This is a genomic window from Neglectibacter timonensis (assembly GCF_900048895.1).
GTDB classification, from domain to species: domain Bacteria; phylum Bacillota; class Clostridia; order Oscillospirales; family Acutalibacteraceae; genus Acutalibacter; species Acutalibacter timonensis.
The window spans coordinates 1,020,009-1,042,762 of the sequence record NZ_LT160640.1; the positions used below are offsets into that span (position 1 = coordinate 1,020,009).

The 22,754-nt window shown below is 54.3% G+C and carries 19 protein-coding genes; 12 read left to right on the top strand and 7 right to left on the bottom strand.

Going from position 1 to position 22,754, the window contains the following annotated elements; all coding sequences use genetic code 11:
• Window positions 1-311 precede the first annotated feature (311 nt).
• The 12 genes from BN3911_RS13800 (at window position 312) to BN3911_RS13855 (ending at window position 13,424) form a co-directional block, all read left to right on the top strand.
• Window positions 312-1,499, top strand: a complete 1,188-nt coding sequence (locus tag BN3911_RS13800; RefSeq protein WP_066866623.1) for an MFS transporter — start codon at window positions 312-314, stop codon at window positions 1,497-1,499.
• Window position 1,500: 1 nt separating this feature from the next.
• Window positions 1,501-2,133 carry a helix-turn-helix transcriptional regulator gene (locus tag BN3911_RS13805; protein WP_066866625.1) on the top strand — a complete coding sequence of 211 codons (633 nt, stop codon included), beginning with the start codon at window positions 1,501-1,503 and terminating at the stop codon, window positions 2,131-2,133.
• A 272-nt stretch (window positions 2,134-2,405) separates the two neighbouring features.
• Window positions 2,406-2,789 (top strand): RidA family protein, encoded by a 384-nt coding sequence (locus tag BN3911_RS13810; protein WP_066867932.1) that lies wholly within the window; start codon window positions 2,406-2,408, stop codon window positions 2,787-2,789.
• 45 nt (window positions 2,790-2,834) lie between these two features.
• Complete coding sequence (locus tag BN3911_RS13815; RefSeq protein ID WP_082942287.1) at window positions 2,835-4,097, top strand: M24 family metallopeptidase; 1,263 nt, start codon at window positions 2,835-2,837, stop codon at window positions 4,095-4,097.
• Between the two features lie 45 nt (window positions 4,098-4,142).
• On the top strand, window positions 4,143-5,372 hold the full coding sequence (locus BN3911_RS13820; RefSeq protein ID WP_187127756.1) for a pyridoxal phosphate-dependent aminotransferase: 1,230 nt from the start codon (window positions 4,143-4,145) through the stop codon (window positions 5,370-5,372).
• Window positions 5,373-5,453: 81 nt separating this feature from the next.
• Entirely contained in the window at window positions 5,454-6,572 is a 1,119-nt protein-coding gene (locus BN3911_RS13825) for an aminopeptidase (RefSeq protein ID WP_066866629.1), read from the top strand.
• Between the two features lie 15 nt (window positions 6,573-6,587).
• A complete protein-coding gene (locus tag BN3911_RS13830) occupies window positions 6,588-7,505 on the top strand; it encodes an ABC transporter permease (RefSeq protein ID WP_066866631.1) in 918 nt (305 codons plus the stop codon).
• Between the two features lie 18 nt (window positions 7,506-7,523).
• Window positions 7,524-8,441: an ABC transporter permease gene (locus BN3911_RS13835; protein ID WP_066866633.1), complete on the top strand. Its 918-nt coding sequence runs from the start codon at window positions 7,524-7,526 to the stop codon at window positions 8,439-8,441.
• A 13-nt stretch (window positions 8,442-8,454) separates the two neighbouring features.
• Complete coding sequence (locus BN3911_RS13840; RefSeq protein ID WP_066866635.1) at window positions 8,455-9,471, top strand: ABC transporter ATP-binding protein; 1,017 nt, start codon at window positions 8,455-8,457, stop codon at window positions 9,469-9,471.
• Window positions 9,471-10,433, top strand: a complete 963-nt coding sequence (locus BN3911_RS13845; RefSeq protein ID WP_066866637.1) for an ABC transporter ATP-binding protein — start codon at window positions 9,471-9,473, stop codon at window positions 10,431-10,433. Before BN3911_RS13840 ends, BN3911_RS13845 begins: the two co-directional genes overlap by 1 nt.
• Window positions 10,434-10,446: 13 nt before the next feature.
• The gene (locus tag BN3911_RS13850) at window positions 10,447-11,691 is read left to right on the top strand and encodes a M24 family metallopeptidase (protein WP_187127757.1); all 1,245 of its coding nucleotides are present in this window, start codon (window positions 10,447-10,449) and stop codon (window positions 11,689-11,691) included.
• Between the two features lie 23 nt (window positions 11,692-11,714).
• Window positions 11,715-13,424 (top strand): peptide ABC transporter substrate-binding protein, encoded by a 1,710-nt coding sequence (locus BN3911_RS13855; protein WP_066866639.1) that lies wholly within the window; start codon window positions 11,715-11,717, stop codon window positions 13,422-13,424.
• An 82-nt stretch (window positions 13,425-13,506) separates the two neighbouring features.
• Here the strand turns inward: BN3911_RS13855 and BN3911_RS13860 are convergent, their stop codons facing one another.
• The 7 genes from BN3911_RS13860 to rapZ form a co-directional block, all read right to left on the bottom strand.
• Window positions 13,507-14,733, bottom strand: a complete 1,227-nt coding sequence (locus tag BN3911_RS13860) for a deoxyguanosinetriphosphate triphosphohydrolase family protein (RefSeq protein WP_066866642.1) — start codon at window positions 14,731-14,733, stop codon at window positions 13,507-13,509.
• A gap of 278 nt (window positions 14,734-15,011) precedes the next feature.
• On the bottom strand, window positions 15,012-15,980 hold the full coding sequence (pfkA, locus tag BN3911_RS13865; RefSeq protein ID WP_066866644.1) for a 6-phosphofructokinase: 969 nt from the start codon (window positions 15,978-15,980) through the stop codon (window positions 15,012-15,014).
• Window positions 15,981-16,118: 138 nt separating this feature from the next.
• A complete protein-coding gene (locus tag BN3911_RS13870; protein ID WP_066866646.1) occupies window positions 16,119-19,613 on the bottom strand; it encodes a DNA polymerase III subunit alpha in 3,495 nt (1,164 codons plus the stop codon).
• Window positions 19,614-19,634: 21 nt separating this feature from the next.
• Window positions 19,635-20,099, bottom strand: coding sequence for a hypothetical protein (locus BN3911_RS13875; protein ID WP_066866649.1), 465 nt, complete (start codon window positions 20,097-20,099; stop codon window positions 19,635-19,637).
• Window positions 20,100-20,213: 114 nt separating this feature from the next.
• Complete coding sequence (gene whiA / locus BN3911_RS13880) at window positions 20,214-21,206, bottom strand: DNA-binding protein WhiA (RefSeq protein WP_308211552.1); 993 nt, start codon at window positions 21,204-21,206, stop codon at window positions 20,214-20,216.
• A 34-nt stretch (window positions 21,207-21,240) separates the two neighbouring features.
• Window positions 21,241-21,831 (bottom strand): P-loop nucleotide/nucleoside kinase family protein, encoded by a 591-nt coding sequence (locus BN3911_RS13885; RefSeq protein ID WP_066866651.1) that lies wholly within the window; start codon window positions 21,829-21,831, stop codon window positions 21,241-21,243.
• A gap of 27 nt (window positions 21,832-21,858) precedes the next feature.
• Complete coding sequence (gene rapZ / locus BN3911_RS13890; RefSeq protein ID WP_066866654.1) at window positions 21,859-22,719, bottom strand: RNase adapter RapZ; 861 nt, start codon at window positions 22,717-22,719, stop codon at window positions 21,859-21,861.
• Between the last annotated feature and the right edge of the window lie 35 nt (window positions 22,720-22,754).

Consider the following 22,754-nt stretch of genomic DNA (forward strand, 5'->3'; position numbering starts at 1 on the left):
ACCGGCGGCGCCCTCCAAGCGGCACAGACAGCCGGACAAGGGAAAAAACGGCAGAAAGCCAGTGGCCGAACGGGTTCTATTTTAGCATAGACTGCCCGAAAACACAATTGAATCTCCGGTTTTTCCTCATGCGGCTGACGGGTAAAAAAGAAGGTTTCTCCCCCCAAAAAACTGTCGGCGCCGTACCTGGATTTTCAAGGTATGGCTTTCTGGACGGCCAGCCTTGACAGTTCAGATGCGGCATGGTATCCTGTGAGTCGATTTCAGGAAATTTTTGACTCCACATTCCAGAAGGGCGGTACAAATCTGCAATGAAACGACGAGCCTCCATCCCCATTGTTTTGGTTCTGATGTTCTTCCAGCTTATGGCTTCCAACATGGTGCATCCCGTCACCCCTACCTTTTTCAAGGATCTTTCCATGCCCACTTACCTGTTCGGCGCTGCCTTTGCGGCTATGGCGGTCACACAATTCCTGTTCTGTCCGTTCTGGGGCCGTATGGGCGACAGTGTGGGCAGAGTGCGGGTACTGGTCTTCTCCACGCTGGGCTATGCGGTGGGGCAGCTTGCCTTCCTGCTGTCCGGTTCGGTGCCTACCATCTTGTTGGCACGAATGCTGTCCGGCCTGTTTGCCGCAGGCACCACGGTAAACTTTATGGCCTACATTGCAGACGTCTCTCCAGCCGGCCAGCTGGGACGCAATATGTCTGTCTGCGCCGCCGTCACTTCTGCAGGCACTGCGGCCGGATACCTGGTGGGCGGCGTCATCGGCGATCTCTCCGTTCATGGCACCTTTCTCGCTCAGATTGCCATCCTCTGCACGGTGGCCGCCGGAATCGGCCTGCTGCTCCGGGACGGCCCCGCCTATCAAAAGCAGCCGCTGGCCCTGAAAAGGGCGGCAAACCCCTTTTCTGCATTCCTGGAAGCCCGCGGGCTGCTCACGCCCAGGGTCTGCGTATTCCTGTTTGTGGTGTTTGCCTCCTGCTTTGCAACCACCTCCTATGACAATTCTTTCAATTATTATATTAAGGATCAATTCAGGTTTCCCCCCTCCTATAACGGCCTGATTTATGCCGTGGTAGGACTCATCGGCCTCATTGTCAATTTCACCCTGGGCCTGCGCATCCAGCGCCGGGAAAACTGCCGGGGCCCATTGGCCATCATCCTCGCGCTCAGCGGATTCACGCTGCTTTCTTCTCTTGCCCTGTCCCAAATTGCCCCTTTTATCGCCCTGAATATGCTCTTCTATGTTTTCAGCTCCATGTACCTGCCCCTGCAGCAGGCCCTGATCATCCGGGAGGGAAAAGAGGGAAACGGACAGATTTCCGGAGTATTTTCCTCCGTGCGGGCGATGGGTATGATTGCGGGTTCATTAACCGCCGGATTTTTTTACGGAATTTTCCCGCGTCTGCCGCTGCTTGTCAGCGCCTGTGCGTTCTTGCTCGCCGGATTGGTATGCCAGATAGGTGCGGTCCATAAAAAAGCGAAAGGCGGAAAATGAGATGCAGAGAAGAGAATTGCTGTTAAGCTACGCCCCTCTGGCAGATTTTATAGCCCGCATGAACGGCGACGGCTGCGAGGCGCTGATCCACGACGTCCGCGACCCTCTTCACTCCGTTATCTACATCACCCAGCCCACACTGACCGGCAGATCTCTGGGAGACGGCATGACCGACTACGCCGTGGAGCTGGTGGAAAGCCGCCGGTATCTGACCGATCCGTTTGTGGTGAATTATGTGGGCGGCTCGCCGGAGCAGATTTTCCGTTCCTCTACCTATTTCATTCGGGATGGAAAGGAACTTGCGGGCCTTCTCTGCGTCAATATTGATATCAGCAGCATTCTGGAAGCCAGGAAGATTCTGGATCAGGTACTGATTCTGGATCCTGCCCTCCTGGGCCAGGGAAGCAGGGAAACCTTTTTGTTGGGAAGCTCTGCTGTGGAAAAAATAAACGCCGTATGCGCCCAGTTTGCCGGCGCCCATGCGCCGGAGCGCTGCCCCACGGAAGTGAAGCGGCGGATCGCCCGTCAGCTGCAGGAATACGGCGTTTTCGAATTGAAGGGACAAGTCAGCGAAGTTGCAAAAAGGCTGGGAGTTTCCGAAAAAACCATCTACCGGTATCTGAAGGAAGTTTGAATTTTCTTCATGAGATTGAGTATTTTTTCTCAATTTTCGCCGGAATTATCTCACCATATTTTGTAAAATAATCGACAATTTTCCGCAATTTATGTGGTAAATTCCCGATTTTACACTTTAGGCAGATAAATTATTGACACTTTATTCTTAAACGTGCTATACTTCTATCACAAACAGCAAGGGTGCTGTAAACGTTACGGGAACTTGCGTTTTCGAGCGTTTTCAGCGCCCTTTTCCTTTTCACTATGGAAATTACGGAGGAACAGAAAATGATGAAAAAAAAGATTGAGACAAATAACGCCCCTGCAGCGATCGGTCCCTATTCCCAGGCAGTAGAAGCTGGAAATCTGGTATTTGCATCCGGCGCCATCCCTGTGGAGCCTTCTACCGGAGAATTGGTGGAAGCCAAAATCGAGCTTCAGGCGAGAAAGGCTTTCGACAATTTGAAAGCTGTGCTGGCCGCTGCCGGCTGCAGCCTCGACGATGTGGTGAAAACCACCGTATTTCTCAGCAATATGGAGGACTTTGCAACGGTCAACGGTATCTATGCCGAATACTTTTCCGGCGAAGTGCTTCCCGCCCGCTCTGCCATTCAGGTGGCGGCTCTTCCCAAAAAGGCAATGATTGAAATCGAAGCCATCGCCTGCAAGGCCTAAGGTGTACAGCAGAAGCCGGCCCAAATCCGGAACCGGTGAGAAAGGATGATCAACATTATGCAGCTTCTTTCCAAAGAAAAGGACATTCTCCCCATTCGCGAACAGTATCGTATTTTTGATGAAATTCTGCTGGACCGCATTCAGAACCTGATGCCCCGCCTGATGCGGGAATGCGGTGTCGATATGTGGCTGGTGATCTGCCGGGAATATGCGGAGGATCCGGTCTTCAAAACGCTCACTCCCATGCTGGTCAAAAACGCTTCCCGCACCAGCTGCTTTCTGTTCTCGCTGGACGCTCGGGGAAACTATGAGGCGCTGAGTCTTTCCCGCCCCGATCCCCGGCTCTTCCCCTTCTACAAGCAGGCCTATGATCCAAAACAGGAAAGCCAGTTTGAGGCCATCCGCCGCGCCGTGGAGGAACGTTCGCCGGAACACGTGGCGGTGAACATCTCGGAAGACTGCGCCCAGGCTGACGGGATGACAAAATATCTATGGGATCAGCTCGTCCCTGTACTGGACGGAAAAATGGCGGCTGACGACCGGATTGCCATCCGCTGGCTGGAAACCCGCACCCCAAAGGAACTGGAACTCTATCCTTCCGCCTACCGCATTGCCATGGACGTCCTGCGGGAGGCTTACTCCCGGGATGTGATCCAGCCCGGCGTCACCACTACCACCGATGTGGAGTGGTTTATCATGCAGCGCATCAACGATATGGGGCTGGATGCCTGGTTCTCTCCGGACGTGGACCTGCAGCGCAGAGGCGGCAGCGAGGAACGGATGAGCGGAGTTGTCATCGAAGAGGGCGATCTGCTGCATACCGACATGGGCCTTACCTATCTGGGCGAGCTCCATACCGATTCCCAGCGTCTGGGCTATGTGCTCCGCAAAGGGGAAACTGAAATCCCCGCAGGGATACTGGCAGGCTTTGCCAAGGGCAACCGTTTTCAGGACATTGTCCGCAGCGCGTTTCAAACAGGTCTCACCGGAAACCAGATTTTCGCCAATGCGGTTGCCCAGGCAAAGGCTGAAGGGCTTCGCCCCATGCTGTACAGCCATCCCATCGGCGTCTACGGCCATGGTGCAGGCCCCAGTATCGGCATGTACGACAACCAGGGCTTTGTCCCCGGCCACGGCGAAGAAATCATGCATGACGACACCTGTTATGCGCTGGAGCTGAATGTGACTGAGCAGGTACCGGAATGGGATTCCCAGGATGTCTGCTTTATGCTGGAGGAAACGATTGCCTTCACCGGCGGTGAAACCCATTTTATGGACGACGGCCGCAGGACCATCATCGCCATCTGACAGGCGCATCCAGACCGATTTACTATCAGGAAGCGAGGGCTTTTTGTGTACGATGTAAAACAAAAAATGAACCCAGGGTTCCGCTGCCTGCAGGGCGGTCTCTTTTCCGCCGTCTCCAAAGCAGACGTAGGCAATGTGGCCGATGAGATGCAGAAGCGGGGCGTAGACATGCTCAGCTGGGCAGATCCTTTTATGCCGGACGCCGTCATGCCGGAACACGTAAGGCAGAAAGCGCTGGAACAGATTCAGGAAGGAAAGGCAGTACATTACACCACCCCCATCGGCAGCAGCGAACTCAAAGCGGCTATTGCAGAAAAACTCCGCCGTTTTAACGGCTTTCAGGTAGATCCGGAACGCAATATCCTAATCACCCCGGGTTCCGATTCCGGGCTCCTGTTCGCCATGATGCCCTTTCTTTGCCCGGGGGATGAGGTTTTGGTGCCGGATCCCAGCTATCCCAGCAATTTCCTCAATCCCCAGCTGTTAGGGGCAAGGGCTGTTTCCGTGCCTCTTCTGGAGTCGGAAAACTTTGCTTTGGATTTGGAAGCCTTCCGGGAAAAGGCAACGCCCAGAACGAAAATGGTGCTTCTGACCAATCCGAACAACCCCACCGGCACTGTTTTCACCCGCAGCCAGCTCACTGCCCTTGCGGAATTCATCGTAGAGCGCGACTTGATTCTGGTAGTAGATCAGGCCTTTGAAGACAGCGTTTTCGACGGGCGGGAAATGGTGAGTATGGCCTCTCTTCCCGGGATGTGGGAACGTACCGTCTCTGTGTTCTCCGTCTCCAAGGGAATGGGGCTCAGCGGCCTTCGGGTGGGCTATCTCGTTGCGGACGACCGAATTATGGACGTTCTCTTCGGCTGCGCAGTCAACGTGATCGGCGCCACCAACACGGCGTTTCAGGCGGCAGCTGTGGAAGCTTTCCGCAATCCGGATTTTATCCAGGAGTATAATGAGATCTTTGACCGCCGCAGGAAGAGAGTGTTCGAACTGCTCAGCGGTATTCCCGGCGTCAGGCTGAGCCTGCCGGAAAGCGCTTTTCTCACCTGGATCGACGTAAGTGCCCTGGGAACTGCCCCGGAGGTAGCGGCCTATCTGCTGGAGCACGCCAAAGTGTTCGTCAACGACGGCACTCCTTATGGGACATTGGGTGCGGGACATCTCCGCATCGTCCACGGCTGTTTCCGGGATGACCAGCGTGTCTATGCTGCAGTGGAAAGAATCCGCCATGCCCTGCTGGAACTGGGACGAAAAAAAGGGATTTCCCACTAAGGAACGCTCTCCTTCCCCCAGAAAGGGCTGTGCTTCGATCAGAGATACGACAACTTATTTCTTATTGTGGAGGTATGGAACATGGATCAGGACCAGAGAGCCGGCAAGCTGGCTCATACGCTTGTCACCTATTCGCTGAAGGTAAAACCCGGAGAAAAGGTACTGATTGAGACCAGGGGCGCGGACCTTCCCTTTACCGCGGATCTCATCAAAGAGGTCTACGCTGCAGGCGGGCTCCCCTTTCTGAGCATCAAATACCCCTATCTGGAAAGGGAAATCATGAACGGCTGCACCGGGGAGCAGATGGACCTGCTCTACCGCCTGGAAGCCGACCGTATGCATGAGATGGACTGCTATATCGGCATCCGCCTGCCGGAAAACGCCTATGAGGAAAACGGCGTCCCCCTGGCCCAGGTGGAATGCTACAACAACCGGTACGATTACAAGCTGCTGATGGAAGACCGGGTGCCCGGAACCCGCTGGGTGGTGCTCCGGTATCCTACCCCGGCCATGGCCCAGGCCGCCCAGATGTCCACCGCGCAGTTTACGGATTTTTACTTTGACGTGTGCACGCTGGACTATGCACGCATGTCCAAAGCGATGGATCCCCTCAAAGAGCTGATGGACCGTACGGATAAAGTCCGCATCACCGCCAAGGATACCGACCTCACCTTCTCCATCAAGGGAATCGGCGGCGTAAAATGTGACGGCCTGTGCAACATTCCCGACGGTGAGGTCTATTCCGCCCCGGTCATCGACTCCGTCAACGGCTTCATCACTTACAATACCCCTTCCCTGGTGGACGGCTTCAGCTTTGAGAACATCCGGTTGGAATTTGAGAACGGAAAAATCGTAAAAGCCACGGCCAACAACACAGAACGTCTCAACGCCATTCTGGACACAGACGAGGGAGCCCGCTATATCGGAGAGTTCGCAATCGGCGTCAACCCCTATGTGCTCAAGCCTATGAACGAGACCCTTTTCGACGAAAAGATTATGGGCAGCCTGCACTTCACCCCAGGAAACTGTGTGGAGGGCTGCGAAAACGGGAACCGTTCCAAGGTTCACTGGGATCTGGTTCTCATTCAAACGCCCGAATGGGGCGGCGGCGAAATCTATTTTGACGGCGTGGCCATCCGGAAGGATGGACGTTTCGTTCCGGACGCGCTGCAGGCGCTGAATCCGGAAAACCTCAGATAGAAGGGAGAGCTTTCCATGGTCAAATACACCCTCAAGCGGCTTCTGATGGCAGTTGTGACGCTCTGGGTCATTATCACCATGACCTTCGTGCTCATGCATGCCATTCCCGGCAATCCCTTTGCCGATGAAAAGCGTATCCAGCCGGAGATCATGGCCAATCTGAACGCCAAATACGGCCTCGACAAACCTCTTATTGAGCAGTACGGCATCTATATGTCCAATCTGGTCCGGGGCGATTTCGGCGTCTCCCTGAAATATCAGAACCGCACGGTGAACAGCCTGATTGCCCAGGGCTTTCCGGTTTCCATGACACTGGGCGCAGCCGCCTGCCTTATTGGCATTGGGATTGGTATTCTGTTCGGGATCATAGCGGGCATTAACCGCGGAAGGCTGCCGGACTATGCGGTTATCATCCTGTCTATCCTCGGCGTCTCGGTGCCTTCCTTTGTGTTTGCCAGCATTTTCCAATACATCTTTGGCGCCAAGCTGCAGTGGGCTCCTGTGGCGGGCTGGGGTGCGCCGGTCTTCCTGATCTTGCCCACTCTGGCGCTTGGTCTCCGGATGATCGCCTACATCGCCCGGATGATGCGCACCAGCATGCTGGACGTGCTCAGTCAGGACTACATCAAAACGGCCCGGGCCAAGGGCCTCACCGAAGGGCAGGTCATACGGCGTCACACCATCCGCAATGCCATCACCCCCATCATTACGGTGGCAGGCGTCATGGTAGCGGGCACCCTGGTGGGTTCCTTTGTCATCGAAAACATATTCAACATTCCCGGCATGGGAAAATACCTGGTCAACGCCGTGAAGGACAGCGATTATACCGTTATCCTGGGCATGACCGCCTTCTATGCCATGATTCTAGTCGCCGTCACCTTCGTGGTGGATATCCTGTATGTCATCGTGGATCCCCGCGTCAAGCTGGACTGAGGAAAGGAGGAAGCTCTGATGAAAGAATTAACTCAGGAACTGTTCCTCCCTGTGGGGAAAAACCCGGACAACGCAAACCGTATCACCCGCCCTACCACCACCTATTTCAAGGATGCCTGGCGCAGGCTGAAGCAGAACAAGATCGCCATCTCTTCCCTGATTCTGCTGGCGTTAATCCTGCTGATGGCTATTTTCGCCCCTCTGTTTTCCCAATATGACTACAGCTCCCAGGATATGTTTGCCGTCAACCAATGGCCCAGCGCTGAACACTGGTTCGGTACCGACAGCCTGGGCCGCGACCTCTTTGTACGCTGCTGGTCCGGCGCGCAGGTCTCCCTGTTTATCGCCTTTGTTTCCACTATGGTCAACGTGTTGATCGGCATTGTGTACGGTGGTATTTCCGGCTATTTCGGCGGCCGTGTGGACATGGTGATGATGCGTTTGGTTGAGATCATTTACTCGGTGCCTGACCTGCTTTGGGTCATCCTGCTGATGGTGGTCATGGGGCCGGGACTTCATACCATTATCATAGCCATTTCCATCACCGGCTGGGGGTCTATGGCCAGAATCGTGCGGGGCCAGGTGCTACAGCTCAAGCAGAGCGAATACGTGATGGCTGCCCGCACCTTGGGCGCCGGCGGAGGACGGATCATCCGTAAGCACTTAATCCCCAATACCATGGGCCCCATCATCATCGAACTGACTTTTTCCATTCCCAGCGCCATTTTCACCGAGGCAACCCTGAGCTATCTGAGCCTGGGCGTGCCTGTGCCTCTGGCCAGCTGGGGCACGCTTGCCAACGAGGGCGCCCGTGTCCTGCAGCTGATGCCCTACCAGATTCTGTTCCCCGCACTGCTTCTGTCCCTGACCATGCTGGGCTTCAACCTGCTGGGAGATGGGCTGCGGGATGCGCTGGACCCCAAACTGAGAAGATAAAGGAGAACATTCCATGAGTGAAGCATTGCTGAAAATTGACGATCTGCATGTCTCCTTTGCAACCTATGCCGGAAAGGTGCAGGCCGTCCGCGGCGTGGACCTCTCACTGGAGAAGGGGGAAATTGTAGCGGTAGTCGGGGAATCCGGCTGCGGAAAAAGCGTTACCGCTCAGACTATCATCCGTCTGAACCCCTCCCCACCCTGCAGTATTGACGGCGGCAGCATCCTCTTCCAGGGCACAGACCTGACAAGCCTGCCGATCAAGGAAATCCGCAAACTGCGGGGCAGTAAAATCGGGATGATCTTTCAGGATCCCATGACCTCCCTGGACCCTACGAAGCAGGTGGGAACTCAGATCATCGAGGCGATACGCCGCCATGAAAAAGTGAGTAAAAAGGAAGCCTTCGCCCGTTCCGTGGAGATGCTGGAACTGGTGGGCATCTCCAACCCTGTGGAGCGCATGAAGCAATATCCCCATGAATTTTCCGGCGGTATGCGGCAGCGTGCGATGATTGCTATGGCGCTGGTTTGCCATCCTGAACTCCTGATCGCCGACGAGCCCACCACCGCTTTGGACGTGACCATACAGGCACAAATTGTGGACCTGCTGCTCTCCCTGCGGGAAAAGCTGGGCACCTCCATTCTCATCATCACCCACGATATGGGCGTTGTGGCCGATATCGCCGACAGGGTCACAATCATGTATGCCGGCATGGTGGTGGAGTCCGGTACAGTGGAGGAAATTTTCTACAACCCTCGCCATCCCTATACCTGGGGCCTCCTGAAATCCATTCCGAAGCCCGGCGTCAATGGGAAGGAGAGGCTCATCCCTATCGATGGAACGCCGCCCGATCTTCTGGACCCTCCTGTGGGATGCCCCTTTGCGGATCGCTGCGACTATGCAATGGCCGTCTGCCGGGAACAAATGCCGGAGACCACACAGCTTTCCGACACCCATCAAACGCGCTGCTGGCTCCGGCATCAGCTGGCGCCTAAAATCAAAAATCCAATCACAGGGAGGGAAGACTGATGCTCCTGGAAGTCAACGACCTAAAAAAATATTTCAGGACAGGCCGAAAAACATACCTGAAGGCAGTAGACAATGTCTCCCTCTCCATTGCCCAAGGAGAAACGCTGGGGCTGGTGGGAGAATCCGGCTGCGGCAAAAGCACCTTCGGGCGCACCTTAGTAGGTCTCTATGAGCCTACCGGAGGCTCTATCCGCTTTGACGGCCGAGAGGTCTCCCATCTTTCCGGAAAAGACCGGCTGGCCTTTACCAGAGATGTACAGATCATTTACCAGGATCCCTACGCCTGCCTCAATCCCCGCATGACTGTGGCGGACATTATCGGAGAGGGGCTTGAAATCCATCATATGGAAAAGGGCGCGGCGCGGCAGAAACGCATTTTTGAGCTGCTGGAACTGGTGGGCCTGAACAAAGAACATGCCAACCGTTTTCCCCATGAATTCTCCGGTGGACAGCGCCAGCGTATTGGCATTGCCAGAGCTTTGGCCATCAGACCCCGTTTTATCATCTGCGACGAGCCCATCTCCGCCCTGGACGTCTCCATTCAGGCCCAGGTGGTCAACCTCTTCGAAGACCTGCAGAAGGAAATGGGACTCACCTACCTCTTCATTGCCCATGACATCAGTATGGTGGCGCACATTTCAGACCGGATTGCGGTGATGTATCTGGGCGCTTTGATGGAACTGGCGCCCTCTGAAGAGCTGATGGAGCAGCCCCTGCACCCCTATACCAAAGCGCTGCTGTCTGCCGCTCCCTTTGCCGACCCGCAGAAAAGCCGGGAACGGGAGCGCATCAAGCTCAGCGGTGATGTACCCAGCCCCATGAGTGCCCAGACCGGATGCAAATTCTGTTCCCGCTGCCCCATTTGCCAGGAACAGTGCCGGACAGAAGCGCCTTCCATGCGGGAGGTCAAGCCCGGGCATTATGTAAACTGTCACTTTGCAGAAGCGGAGCTTCCCGCATGAGAAAGGAATGTCTATGATGGATTACACTATATTCCGCCGCAGGCGTGAGGAATTGGGCAGCAGCCTTCCCGACCAATCCGTCTTGTTCCTCTTTTCCGGACAGCCCAAACAAAAAAGCATGGATTTGGACTTTCCCTTCGCGCCGGACCGGAATTTTTATTACCTCACCGGGCTGACCGAGCCGGGTTACATTTTGCTGATGACCAAGCTGCACGGAAAACTTTCACAGCAGCTGTTCCTTGCAAGGCCCGACCCCTATCTGGAGCTGTACCACGGAAAAATGCCCACCGCAGAGGAACTGCAGAAGCAGGCTTGTCTGGATCAGGCCCATTATCTTGACAAGCTGGACTGGGAGTTGGGACGTCTGTTCTCCCGCAACAGCTTCGAAGTCCTCTGCATGGATTTCCACAAGCGGGAACTGGATACCACGGCTTATCCGGAACACGACCTGGCAAAAAGAATTATCTCTGCTCACCCCTATCTGACGATGAAAAACATCGCCCCGGTCATCAACAATATGCGGCGTGTGAAGACGCCGGAAGAGATCGCTGCTATCAGGGAGGCTGTCCGTCTGACAGGTCTGGGAATCGAAAGCATCCTGCGCCATATGAAGCCAGGCATAGGTGAATGGCAGCTGCAGGCCTATTTTGATTTCGAGCTGAAATTCGGCGGAGCCATGGGCAACGCCTTTTCTCCAATCATCGCCTCCGGCAGCAACAGCGTAAGTCTGCATTATGAACGCAACGACCAGGTTCTCAGCAAGGGCCTGCTCCTGCTGGATTTGGGCGCGGAATATCAGTATTACAGCGCAGACATCAGCCGCACCTTCCCCATCAGCGGGAAGTTTACCGCCGAGGAGCGCTACTACTACGAGGCCGTTCTCAAAGCCCAGGAGGCCATTCTCCAGGCTTTGAAGCCCGGCTACCCAATAGACGACACCCTGGAGCTTGCCAGGGATACCATGTACCCCTACTGCCGGGAGGCCGGAACCGCAAAGGACCGTGCCGACATGGTAAAACTGCTTCCCCACGGCGTCTGCCACTATCTGGGGCTCGATACCCATGACGTGGGCGACCGAGTGGAGGTCTGCGAAGGAATGACCGTGGCTATCGAGCCCGGACTTTATTTTCCCGAAAAAGGGTTCGGCATCCGCATTGAGGATGACGCGCTCGTCACGGCCGGCGGCTGTGAATTGATTTCAGGCCAAATCCTCAAGGATCCAGACGAAATTGAGGATTTCATAAATGGTAAATTGTGAAAAGGAAAGATGAGGGAACAAGCATGAAAAGAAAATCACTTTCTCTGACCGCTCTTGTGCTGGCGCTCTGCCTGGTGCTGGGAGCCTGCGGCAGCGGCACGGGTTCTTCCGTTCCGGCAGATACCAGTTCCGCAGGGGACGGCTCTGCCGCTTCAACCGGCGCCGCCGGCGAAGGCGGCTCCGGCGCAGAACAGAACCTGCGCGTGAGCATGGCCGGCGCATTGACCGACTGCAACCCCTTGACCGACACTACCAATGAGGGCGCAGAAGTGCTGGGCTGTATCCTGGAAGGCTTAGTACGCCAGGATAAGGAAGGCAAAATAGAGCAGGGTTCCGACCTTGCTGAAAGCTGGACCATCAGCGACGACGGGACCATCTATACCTTTAAGCTGCGCGACGCCACCTGGTCGGACGGCGTTCCCATCACAGCGGCCCAGTTTGCCTATGCCTGGGAAAAGGTGCTCAATCCTGAAACCGCCTCTCAGTTCTCCTATATGCTCTATAATATCAAGGGCGCGGAGGAGTACAACACAGGTAAAATCACTGATTTCAGCCAGGTCGGCGTCAAGGCAGTGGACGAAAAAACCCTGGAAGTCACCCTGACTGCTCCTGCCGACTACTTCCTCAGCATGCTGGTCATTCCCGAATTCGGCCCGCTGCCCGAAAATACTGTAGAGGATATGGGTTCCAACTTCTTTCTGGATGTGGACCACATGGTCTTCAACGGACCCTATGTGATGACAGAATGGATTCCCGACCAGAGCATGAGCTTTAAGAAGAATGAAAACTACTGGGATGCCGATTCCGTCAAGCTGGACACGTTGAAAATCGAATTCGTCATCGAGACAAGCACCATTGTCAACCTGTTTGATACCAACCAGATCGATGTGATGCTGGTACAGCCCGAATTTTTAGATCTCTACCGCGACCGCCCCGGCTTTATCAGCGTGACGGAACCTGTGACAGAATTTGTCAAGTTCAACTGTGAAAACGAGTATTTTTCAAATGAGAAAATCCGCCGGGCTTTCAGCATGTCTCTGAACCGTGTCAGCTACCTCAACGACTTCATGAAATCCGGTTCCACACCTGCCTACGGTTTTGTCCCCCCCTCCATCACCGGCACAAACGGCAACGATTTCCGCAGCGAGGTGGGCGATCTCTACTACGACATCGGCACCAATGACGGCGCTCTGGAAGAGGCAAAGAAGCTTCTGGAGGAAGGCCTCAAGGAGGTCGGAAAAAGCTTTGAGGAATTTAACCAGGGTCTGAGCCTGGTGATCGGCGAGGGCGACGCCAACCTGAAGACCGCCCAGGTCTTCCAGCAGTTTTGGAAAACCAACCTGGGTGTGGATGTGGAGGTCCGCTCCATGAAATACGCCCTGCGCGAAGACGCCTACAACACCGGAGATTGGACCATCGCGAAAGAGGGTTGGGGAGCCGACTACAACGATGCCCAGAGCTTTCTGGAGCTGTTTGAGAGCAACAGTCCCTACAACGACTGCCACTATTCCAACCCGGATTACGACAAGCTGATGGATGAATCCAAAAGCTTGACGGGAGACGATAGACTTGCCAAAATGCAGGAGGCAGAAAAGGTACTGGTAGGCGATGATGCTGGAATTGCCCCCACCTTCTTCCAAACCCGCAGCTGGGTTACCCAGGACAACGTGAAAGGGATCGTCCGCCACGGTATCGGCCTGCGCACAGATTATAAATGGGCCTATATTGCCTGATTCAGGCTCAGCTTTGAACAAAAATAGAAACGCCTGGGAAACCCATTAGAGTTTCCCGGGCGCTTCTCTTTTTCCCTCAGTCTTACCGTTCTTTCAAATCCTCAAAATAGGACTTATATTCGATTCTGTATCTGCTCTCCGGAAACAAAAAGCGGTGCAGCGCCACAAAATAATCGTCTGTCATGCTGGCAATATAGTCTGTTACGATCTGGTTGGGTTCTTCCTGCAGGTAATCGTAATCCTGATAATACCTCAGTTGTCTTTGTACATAGTTCACATGATGGCGGTAAACAGGCGAACCTTCCTCTCCCCTTTTCAGATCGTAAAGGAGTTTTTCGTACAGCTCCCTGAACATGGGACGGACGCTGCTCTCATACGCCTGGTTCACCTTCTCGTTTCTGTAGATCAGCTCATAATTCTCCCGCTTTGCCGTTTTCAGATCCCGGTAGGTCTGCGGACTCAGAAGGAGATAATTCTTTCCATAGCTGTTTTCCAGAATATCCACCGTCATATTATTGATGATGGCAGCATTCTCCGTGCCGATTTCCTTCGTGGTAAAATGCGTTTCCCCGTCAATAATTCTGGCGGTGCGCGCATCCTGCCTGTCCTTTCCCAGATAAGCGATCATGTCGCAAATCCGCACCACACAGCCCTCCAGGGTAGAGGGCACCAGACCGCCGACCGCTTCTTCTCCCCGGGTATAGCAATCCTCCACCCGGCGGTCAAACTCAGCAAAATCCGGCAGGGGCTGGGGACGATATTCCTGCTGCTCAAATTCACCGTTGTGACAGAGAACCCCATCCAGTGTCTGCAGGCTCAGATTTCTGCGGAACAGCGTGTCCAACACACGTACGCTGTGCACGTTGTGGCTAAAATACCGGCCCGTATGCTCATACAACAACTCGCTGAGGAAGCGTTCCCCCGCATGGCCGAAGGGTGTGTGACCGATATCGTGTCCCAGGGATATGGCCTCGATGAGATCCAGATTAAGGCCGAGCACCGCGCCGATGTTCCTGGCGATTCTGGATACCAGCTGGACATGCAGCGCCCTACGGGTGATGTCATCGTTCTCATAGAAGGAAAAGACCTGGGTTTTGTCCGCGTAGCGGTTGTAGAGCGGCAGATGCATGGTTTTCTCCACATCCCGCACAAAAGCAGGCCTCCAAAGGGTGGGAGAATCCGAAGCGCGCAGGTAACGCCGCATCACCCGACTGTCCGGAAACTTCCAGGGATTCTCCCAATGCTTTTCCCGATCCTCCTGAATTCTCTCCTGCAGGCTTTTACTCAGCCCGTTGTAATTCAGCGCCATAGATAGACCTTCCTTCCTGTTTTTCCCCTTGCCCGCCTTTCCTACCGCATTTCGGCCTGGAAAACGAAGTCGCCGAGAGCTTCTTTTCATCCTTCTGTAAAACAACAAGGCCTCTGCCGTTTTCATTCCTGAAAACGGCAGAGGCGCAGGCCAGCAGTCTGTTCTTCATTGAGCAGCCACGGAATAAATCACGCCAGTAGGCTCAACACCCATCCTGCGGAAGGCCTTTGGACATTTGCGCGCCAAGAGCCGCATCACAGGATTGATCCAGCGCTTCCTTAAATAGAGAGCTTGGCAGAGATGCGGTACAAGTTTTCGTCGAACACACGAGGCATATTCAAAGCCTCCGTGATATCGAAATCCACAATCTGTTCGCCCTTCATGGCCACCACACGGTTGCCCACACTCTTCTGCAACAGCTCCACGGCGTGATAGCCCATACGGCTGGCCACCACACGGTCGCGCAGGGTCGGGGAACCGCCGCGCTGCACATGTCCCAGAATCGTGGCACGGCTTTCAATGCCCGTCTCCTTCTGAATGCGTTCGGTGATCTCCTGGGTCTTTCCTACCCCTTCCGCCACTACGACGATAAAGTGCTTCTTGCCGGTTGCCTGCGCAGCCTTCATGCGGTCCACAATATCCTTCTGGAAATCATAAGGGATTTCAGGCACCAATGTGGCAATGGCTCCCACGGCAATCCCGGTATGCAGGGCGATATCGCCGCAGCGGCGTCCCATGACTTCTACAACGCTGCAGCGGTCATGAGATTCGGTGGTGTCACGGATGCGGTCGATCATCTCCATCGCGGTATTCAACGCCGTGTCGTAACCAATGGTATAATCGGTACAGGCGATATCGTTGTCAATGGTACCGGGAATCCCAATACAGAGCACGCCGGCGCCGGTCAGGTCTCTGGCGCCGCGGAAAGAGCCGTCTCCGCCGATCACCACAACGCCGTCTATTCCCAGATTACGGCAAGTTGCAGCAGCTTTCTGCACGCCCTCCGGCGTATTGAATTCGGGGCTGCGGGCAGTAAAGAGAGCCGTGCCTCCATGCTGGATGATATCGGAAACACTGCGCATGCTCATCTCATGGAGATCCCCATTCAACAGGCCGTTATAACCCCTCATGACCCCATACACCTTCATGCCGAATGAGAGGCCTGAACGCACCACCGCACGCACTGCGGCGTTCATTCCGGGAGCATCCCCACCGCTGGTCAATACTGCAATACTTTTCGCACCCATTTTCTTTTCCTCCAACTATTTCTGATCGGGCACCGCCCGTTTTGATAAACTGTATCAACATTAATTATAACAAACGTCAAAAAATTATCAAGAGGTTCCGGCAAGATTTTACAGGGCAACTCGGCAAATTTCATCCCTTCAACGCCATTGTCCCCGAAATGCCACATTTTCTTCTCCCAGCAGCTTTTCCAGCGCTGTGAGCAGCGGCCGGTTCACCTCCACCCGGTACTTGGCAGAAGTGCGTACCAGCTTACCCGTATTCCGCATGGCGATATAGACGTCGCTGGCCCCTTCAAACAGCTCAATATACTGCAGCGCCTTGCGATATCTGGGGTCATGCTCCGAATCCACCTTGAGATACAAGCCCTCCCGCACCGGCTTTTGAGGCTTGTCAGATCCTCCGGCAGCGGTGCTCTCCGGCGGGCGTTCCAGCCCGTCGCAGACAAATTTGGGCTCTTTCTCCTCTGTAAAGCTCAGACGCCCCCGTGCTTCCACGACGGAACCTTCAAACAGCAAGTTCCCATACTGCTCCAGAGTCCTGGGGAAAACCAGGGCCTCTATGGTTCCATACATATCCTCCAGGGTGACAAAAGCCATACTGGCATTGCTTTTCGTAATCTTCTTTTTTACCCCTGTGATAATGGCCAGCAGCGTCACGCGCTGGTCATCCTGGTATTTCTCAATCTCCCGCTCCGCACTGAGAAAAATCTCGTCTATTCTGGCATAAGCTCCCGTGCGGTACAGGGTGGAATAGGACGCCATAGGATGGCCGGAGAGGTACATTCCCGTGACCTCCTTTTCCATGGCCAGCTTGTCCTGGGGCGGAAAATCGTCCGCATGGGGAAGGGATGGTTCCCCGCCTTCGCTGGCTCCGGCAGTGTCGAAAAAGCCCATCTGGCCTTCCACATTCTTCCGCCTGTCCTCTTCCAGACCGTCCAGCACGGGCCCCACTGCCAGCAGCATCTCCCGGCGGTTATTGCCCAGGCCGTCCAGAGCGCCGCTCTTTATCAAGCTTTCCACCGCACGGCGGTTCATATCCCTGCTGAACATCCTCTTGCAGAAATTGTAAAAGGAAGTGAAATCCCCGCCGCTCTTCCGTTCTGCGATCATCCTGAGGATCACACCTTTCCCCAGGTTCTTTACGGCCAGCAGGCCAAACCGTATGCTCTTACCCACTACGGTAAAACCGTTTTCGCTGTAATTTACGTGGGGCGGCAGCACAGAGATATCCAGACGTTCGCATTCCTCGATATATTCCGCCACCTTGCCGGTCCATCCCAGAACGCTGGAAAGCAGCGCCGCCATATATTCACAGGGATAGTGATATTTCAGGTAGGCGGTCTGGTAGGCCACCACCGCATAGGCGGCGGCATGAGATTTGTTGAACGCATAAGAGGCAAAATTCTGAATTTCCTTAAACAGCGCTTCGGCTGTGGCTTCATCCACTCCGCGGTTTACGCAGCCCTCCACCTCCCAGGAACCGTCCTCCCGCCGCTGCCCGTGCAAAAATACCTCGTGTTCCCTGTTCAGCACATCATGCTTTTTCTTTGACATGGCGCGCCGTACGATATCAGCGCGTCCCAGAGAGTAACCCGCCAAATCCCGGAAAATCTGCATCACCTGCTCCTGATAGATGATACAGCCATAGGTCACATCCAGAATATTCCGCAGCCGTTCATGGCGGTAGGTAATTTTTCCGGGATTCTTCCTGTTCTCCAGATAGGCGGGAATAAACTGCATGGGGCCGGGGCGGTACAGGGAGATGATGGCGGTCAGATCTTCGATGCTTTCCGGCCTGGCCTGCACCAGCAGCCGCTTCATTCCGCCCGACTCAAACTGAAAAACCCCTTCGGACGCTGCGGCGGAGAGCATGGCAAACACATTTTCGTCGTCCTCCGGAATACGCTCCATGGAAAACTGCGGTTCCCTGCGGCGGATCATCTTTTCTGCATTGTCGATCACAGAAAGGTTTCTCAGGCCCAAAAAGTCCATTTTCAAAAGCCCCAGTTCCTCAATGGTCGTCATGGTGAACTGGGTAACCACCGCGTCGTCATTCTTCGCCAAAGGCACATAGTCCATCACCGGTCTGTCGGTGATAAGCACTCCGGCCGCATGGGTGGAGGTATGCCGGGGCATGCCCTCGATCTTTCTGGCCATATCCACAAGCTCTCTGACCTGATCGTCGCTCTCATACTTTTCCCGGAACTCAGCGGAAACCTTCATAGCCTTATCCAACGTGATATTCAGCTCCATAGGCACCAGCTTCGCCACCTGGTCCACCTTGCTGTAGGGGATGGCCATAGCGCGCCCCACATCCCGCAAAGCGCCCCGTGCGGCCATGGTACCGAAGGTGACGATTTGCGCCACATGGTCGGCGCCGTATTTTTCCACCACGTATTCAATGATCTCATCCCGGCGCTCATCGCTGAAATCAATGTCAAAGTCAGGCATACTCACCCGTTCCGGATTCAAAAAGCGTTCGAAAATAAGGCCGTAACGGATGGGATCCACATTGGTGATTCCCATGCAGTAGGCCGCCAAACTTCCCGCGCCGGAGCCGCGGCCCGGCCCTACGGGGATATCCACGCTTTTTGCATAACGGATAAAATCCCAGACAATGAGGTAATAGTTTACATAACCCATCGTGCTGATGGTTTCAATCTCATAGTCCAGCCGGTCCTTCAGACTCTGGTCCGGGTGTTCCCCATACCGGCGCAGCAGCCCTTCCCTGCACATACGTACAAAAAATTCCTCATTCCCGCTGCCGTCCGGAGTTTCAAAATGAGGGAGCTTTGTCTTTCCGAATTCAAATTCCAAATGGCAGCGTTCCGCGATCTTCACCGTGTTGTCGGCTGCCTCAGGCAGCTCCGGAAACAGGGCCCGCATCTCTTCTTCCGTCTTGCAGTAGAATTCCTCTGAACCAAATTCCAGGGTATCCGCATCTTCAACCGTCCGGCCTGTCTGAATGCAGAGCAGGATGTGATGCATTCTGCTGTCCTCAGGCGCGATATAGTGGCAATCGTTGGTCACCACCAGCGGGATTCCCGTTTCCCGGGACATGCGGATGATATTGGGGTTTACATAATGTTCTCCATCCAACCCGTGATCCTGCAACTCCAGATAAAAATCCCCTTCGCCGAAGATGTCCCTGTACTGCAGCGCAGCTTCTTTGGCCCCCTCGTAATCATTTCTGGCAAGGGCCCGGGGAATCTCGCCCGAAAGGCAGGCGGAAAGGGCGACAAGCCCTTCATGATACTGCTGAAGCAGTTCAAAATCCACCCGGGGCTTGTTGTAAAACCCCTCTGTCCAGGCTTTGGATACCATCGTAATCAAATTCCGGTAACCGGTCTCATTCTCGCAGAGCAAAACCAGATGGCGGTTTTCCGCGTCGAATTCGTGAACCTTATCAAACCTGGTGCGCTTTGCCACATAGACCTCGCAGCCGATGATCGGCTTGACGCCCCGCTTTTTTGCGGCCTTATAAAAATCGATCACACCGTACATACAGCCATGGTCCGTGATAGCTACGGCGTTTTGACCCATTTCCTGAATGTGGTCCAGAAGCCTTTCTATCCGGCATGCACCGTCCAAAAGACTGTATTCTGTGTGCAGATGCAGATGTACAAAAGCCATACAGGACCTCCTTTTCCCTGTTCACTCCACCTGGAGCCAAAAATAGTATTCCATACCGATATTGTTTTTTTCCGTCCCCCAATAGGTTTCGATGCAAACCAGGTAATTTCCCGGCTCCTCCAAAGGAGTGAACCAACTCTTTTTCTCCGTGTATCCTTGGAATTCATCCGTATAAATCGTGAAATAAAAGGATCCGTTTTCCGAATTCCCTTCATACTTGGCTGTGATATCGTCGTTGTAGGCAAGCAAAGGGGCCTCTTCTCCGATTTCTTCAGGAACCAGCCGCCTCTCTTCCCTCTTCTTTCCATCCTCGGTCCGGTAGATCTCATTTCCAAGAGGGATAACGGATTCCTCTCCGCAGCGGATTGTCACGGAGCCCACCTCCGGCGGCCCGTTTCCGATCCTTCCCAAAACCAGGTACAGGATGCCCAGGATTCCCAGCAGCACAACGGCTGCTCCGCCGAATTCCAAGAGCTTTCGTTTCATAGTGCCTCCCAATATGTTTCCATACTATTTTCTATCGCCCTTTTTATATCATAAACAACTTTAGCTAGGTATGTGATTTTCAAAAGCCCAGCTTCTTTGTTTCCATAATTTTGTTTACATAATATTTTCTATGCCTTTTTCTCCTGCAATCTTTTCCCCCAGCTGCAGCAGCCGCTGAAGACGGTGATTGACGCCGCTGCGGCTGATTTTCAAAACCTCCCCCAGCTCCCGCAGCGTCATTTCCGGGTTTTCCAGCCGGAGCCGCGCCAGTTGCTGCAGCTCTTCTGGCAGGGAGCCGATTCCCACCGTATCGCTGATCACCGCAATAGCCGCCGTCTGCCTGGCGGAGGCGGAATAGGTTTTATCCATATTGGCGGTTTCAAAATTAGTCTTCCGGTTGATATTATTCTTGGCTTCCTTATACATTTTTACCTGCATCAGTTCCATAGATGCCGCGGAAGCCCCCAGATAGGTCAGCAAATCTTCGATTTGTCCGCTGTCTTTCAGATAGACCACATAGGAACTTTTTCTCTCCGCAACAGCAGGAGCTGCCGGGAAAGCCTCCGTCTCCTCCAAAAGCGTACAAAACTCCCGCGCCAAATTCCGGTAGGGTACAGAAAATTCCAGATGATATTCCTTATTGGGGTCCGTAGCTGTTCCGCAGGCCAGAAAAGCCCCCCGCAGGAAAGCCTGTACACAGCAATCGCCTTCAAAATTCCCCCGGTTGATTCGCAGGCTGGGCTCTCTTCCCGTATGTCCAAAAATTTGCAGAAGCTGTTCTCTGGAGGCGTCATCCACAAGCTCTACCCGGTAGGCGGGCTTTTTTCGCCTACTGACCGCAAAGCTCATCTCCACCTGAACACTGGCGGCGGCAGCTGCCAGTTCCGACATTCTCCGCGCCACATCCCCATGTTCAGTCACATAAGCGGAGTTTTTGAGGGAAAAGCATTTTGAAAAAAGCCAAATACCGTAGCATTCAGCCTTTAAGCAGCAGAGCTTCCTATTCTCCACTTTACATAATTCATGTTTGATTTCTGAGGAAAACGACATCGTACTCTGCACTCCCAATTCCATAGCCCGGCGGCTCGAAGTGCGGGCCGCCCGCATACAATCTCTTCCGCCCTTTCCGGCACAATGTGACTCAATGCAACATTTTTCGCAGTTTCCCGGCAATCCCGGCATAGTCCACTGCTGAAAAGTCGGTGGTGTCCACCAGGATACGTTCCCCCAGAGAAAAATCCTCCATCCCCCGGGCTTTGATTCCTCCACAGTACTGCTCCAGGCTCAGCTGCGGTTCCAGCTCCTTCCCGCCGGGCCGCTCCGGGTAACAGGTGTTCACTACATGGCCACGGTGTCTGCCGGGATCCTTTTGCCTCTCCAGAAAACGTTGGTACAGCACCTGTACTTCTCCCGTCAGCAGGACAGTGACAGCACGGTACCGATAGCGCCGGAACAGTTCCTCTATTCCCGGCATGGAGACGGCTTCAAAATTGTTTTCCAGCAGAAAAGGGCTTCCGAGCCGCATCATCTGTTCGGCAAAATAGTACATTATCTCCATACTGCCCATCCCCAAAGCCACCTTTTCCTCCCTGCTGCGGAAGCCGACAGTATCGAACAGCAGCTCCTTGATTTTGTCCTTAGACATCATGGGCAGCCTCAGTTCTTTTGAAAGGTAGGCGGCAAGCGTACTCTTCCCTGAAGCCGGGATTCCCGTCACCAGCACCCCAACCATAAAGCGTTCCCCCTGTGGTACGGCAATTTAAAACTTTTGAATATCCCTATGGGTAATACTGGTTCTGATTCCTTTCCGGGACAAATAATCGCACATATACTGTGCCAGCGCCACGGAACGGTGGTGCCCGCCGGTGCAGCCCACCGCTATCACCAGCTGGCTCTTCCCCTCCTTCCCGTACAGGGGCAGAAGATAATCCACCATGTCGGTAAAGCGGGAGACAAACCCCTTCGTCTCTTCCTTTTCCAATACATAATCCCGCACCGGCGCATCCAGGCCCGTCTGGGGACGGAGCTCCTCCACATAGAAGGGGTTAGGCAGGCAGCGTACATCGAAAACCAGGTCAGATTCCATGGGGATCCCATATTTAAAGCCAAAGCTGATGCAGTGCACAGACAGGGAATCGCTGGCACTGCTGAGAAACAGCTCGGTGATGCGCGTTTTCAGCTGCGCCGGGGACACGCCCGAGGTGTCAATGACATAATCGGAGCATTCTTTCACAGGCTGAAGCATCTCCCGCTCCAGCTTTACCGCCTGCTCCAGCGAGCCGTTCAGATCATCGGAAAGCGGATGCTTGCGGCGCGTCTCTTTGAAACGGTTGACCAGCACCGCGTCAGAGGAATCGAGAAACAGGATCTTATATTCCCGTTTTTCCCGCTTTAATGCTTCCATTGCGGTAAAGAAGGATTTGAACAGCTCCCCGCCCCTGGTGTCGGTCACCACAGCCACCCGGCCCATCAGTCCCTCCGATTTGACACAGAGGTCGTAAAATACAGGAATCAGCGCCGGCGGCAGATTATCCACACAGAAAAAGCCGATGTCTTCCATCGCATGCATTGCCCGGGTTTTGCCTGCACCGGAAAGTCCTGTCACCACAACAAATTCCATACTATTTTCCCTCTTTCCGCATGTTTTTCTTTATC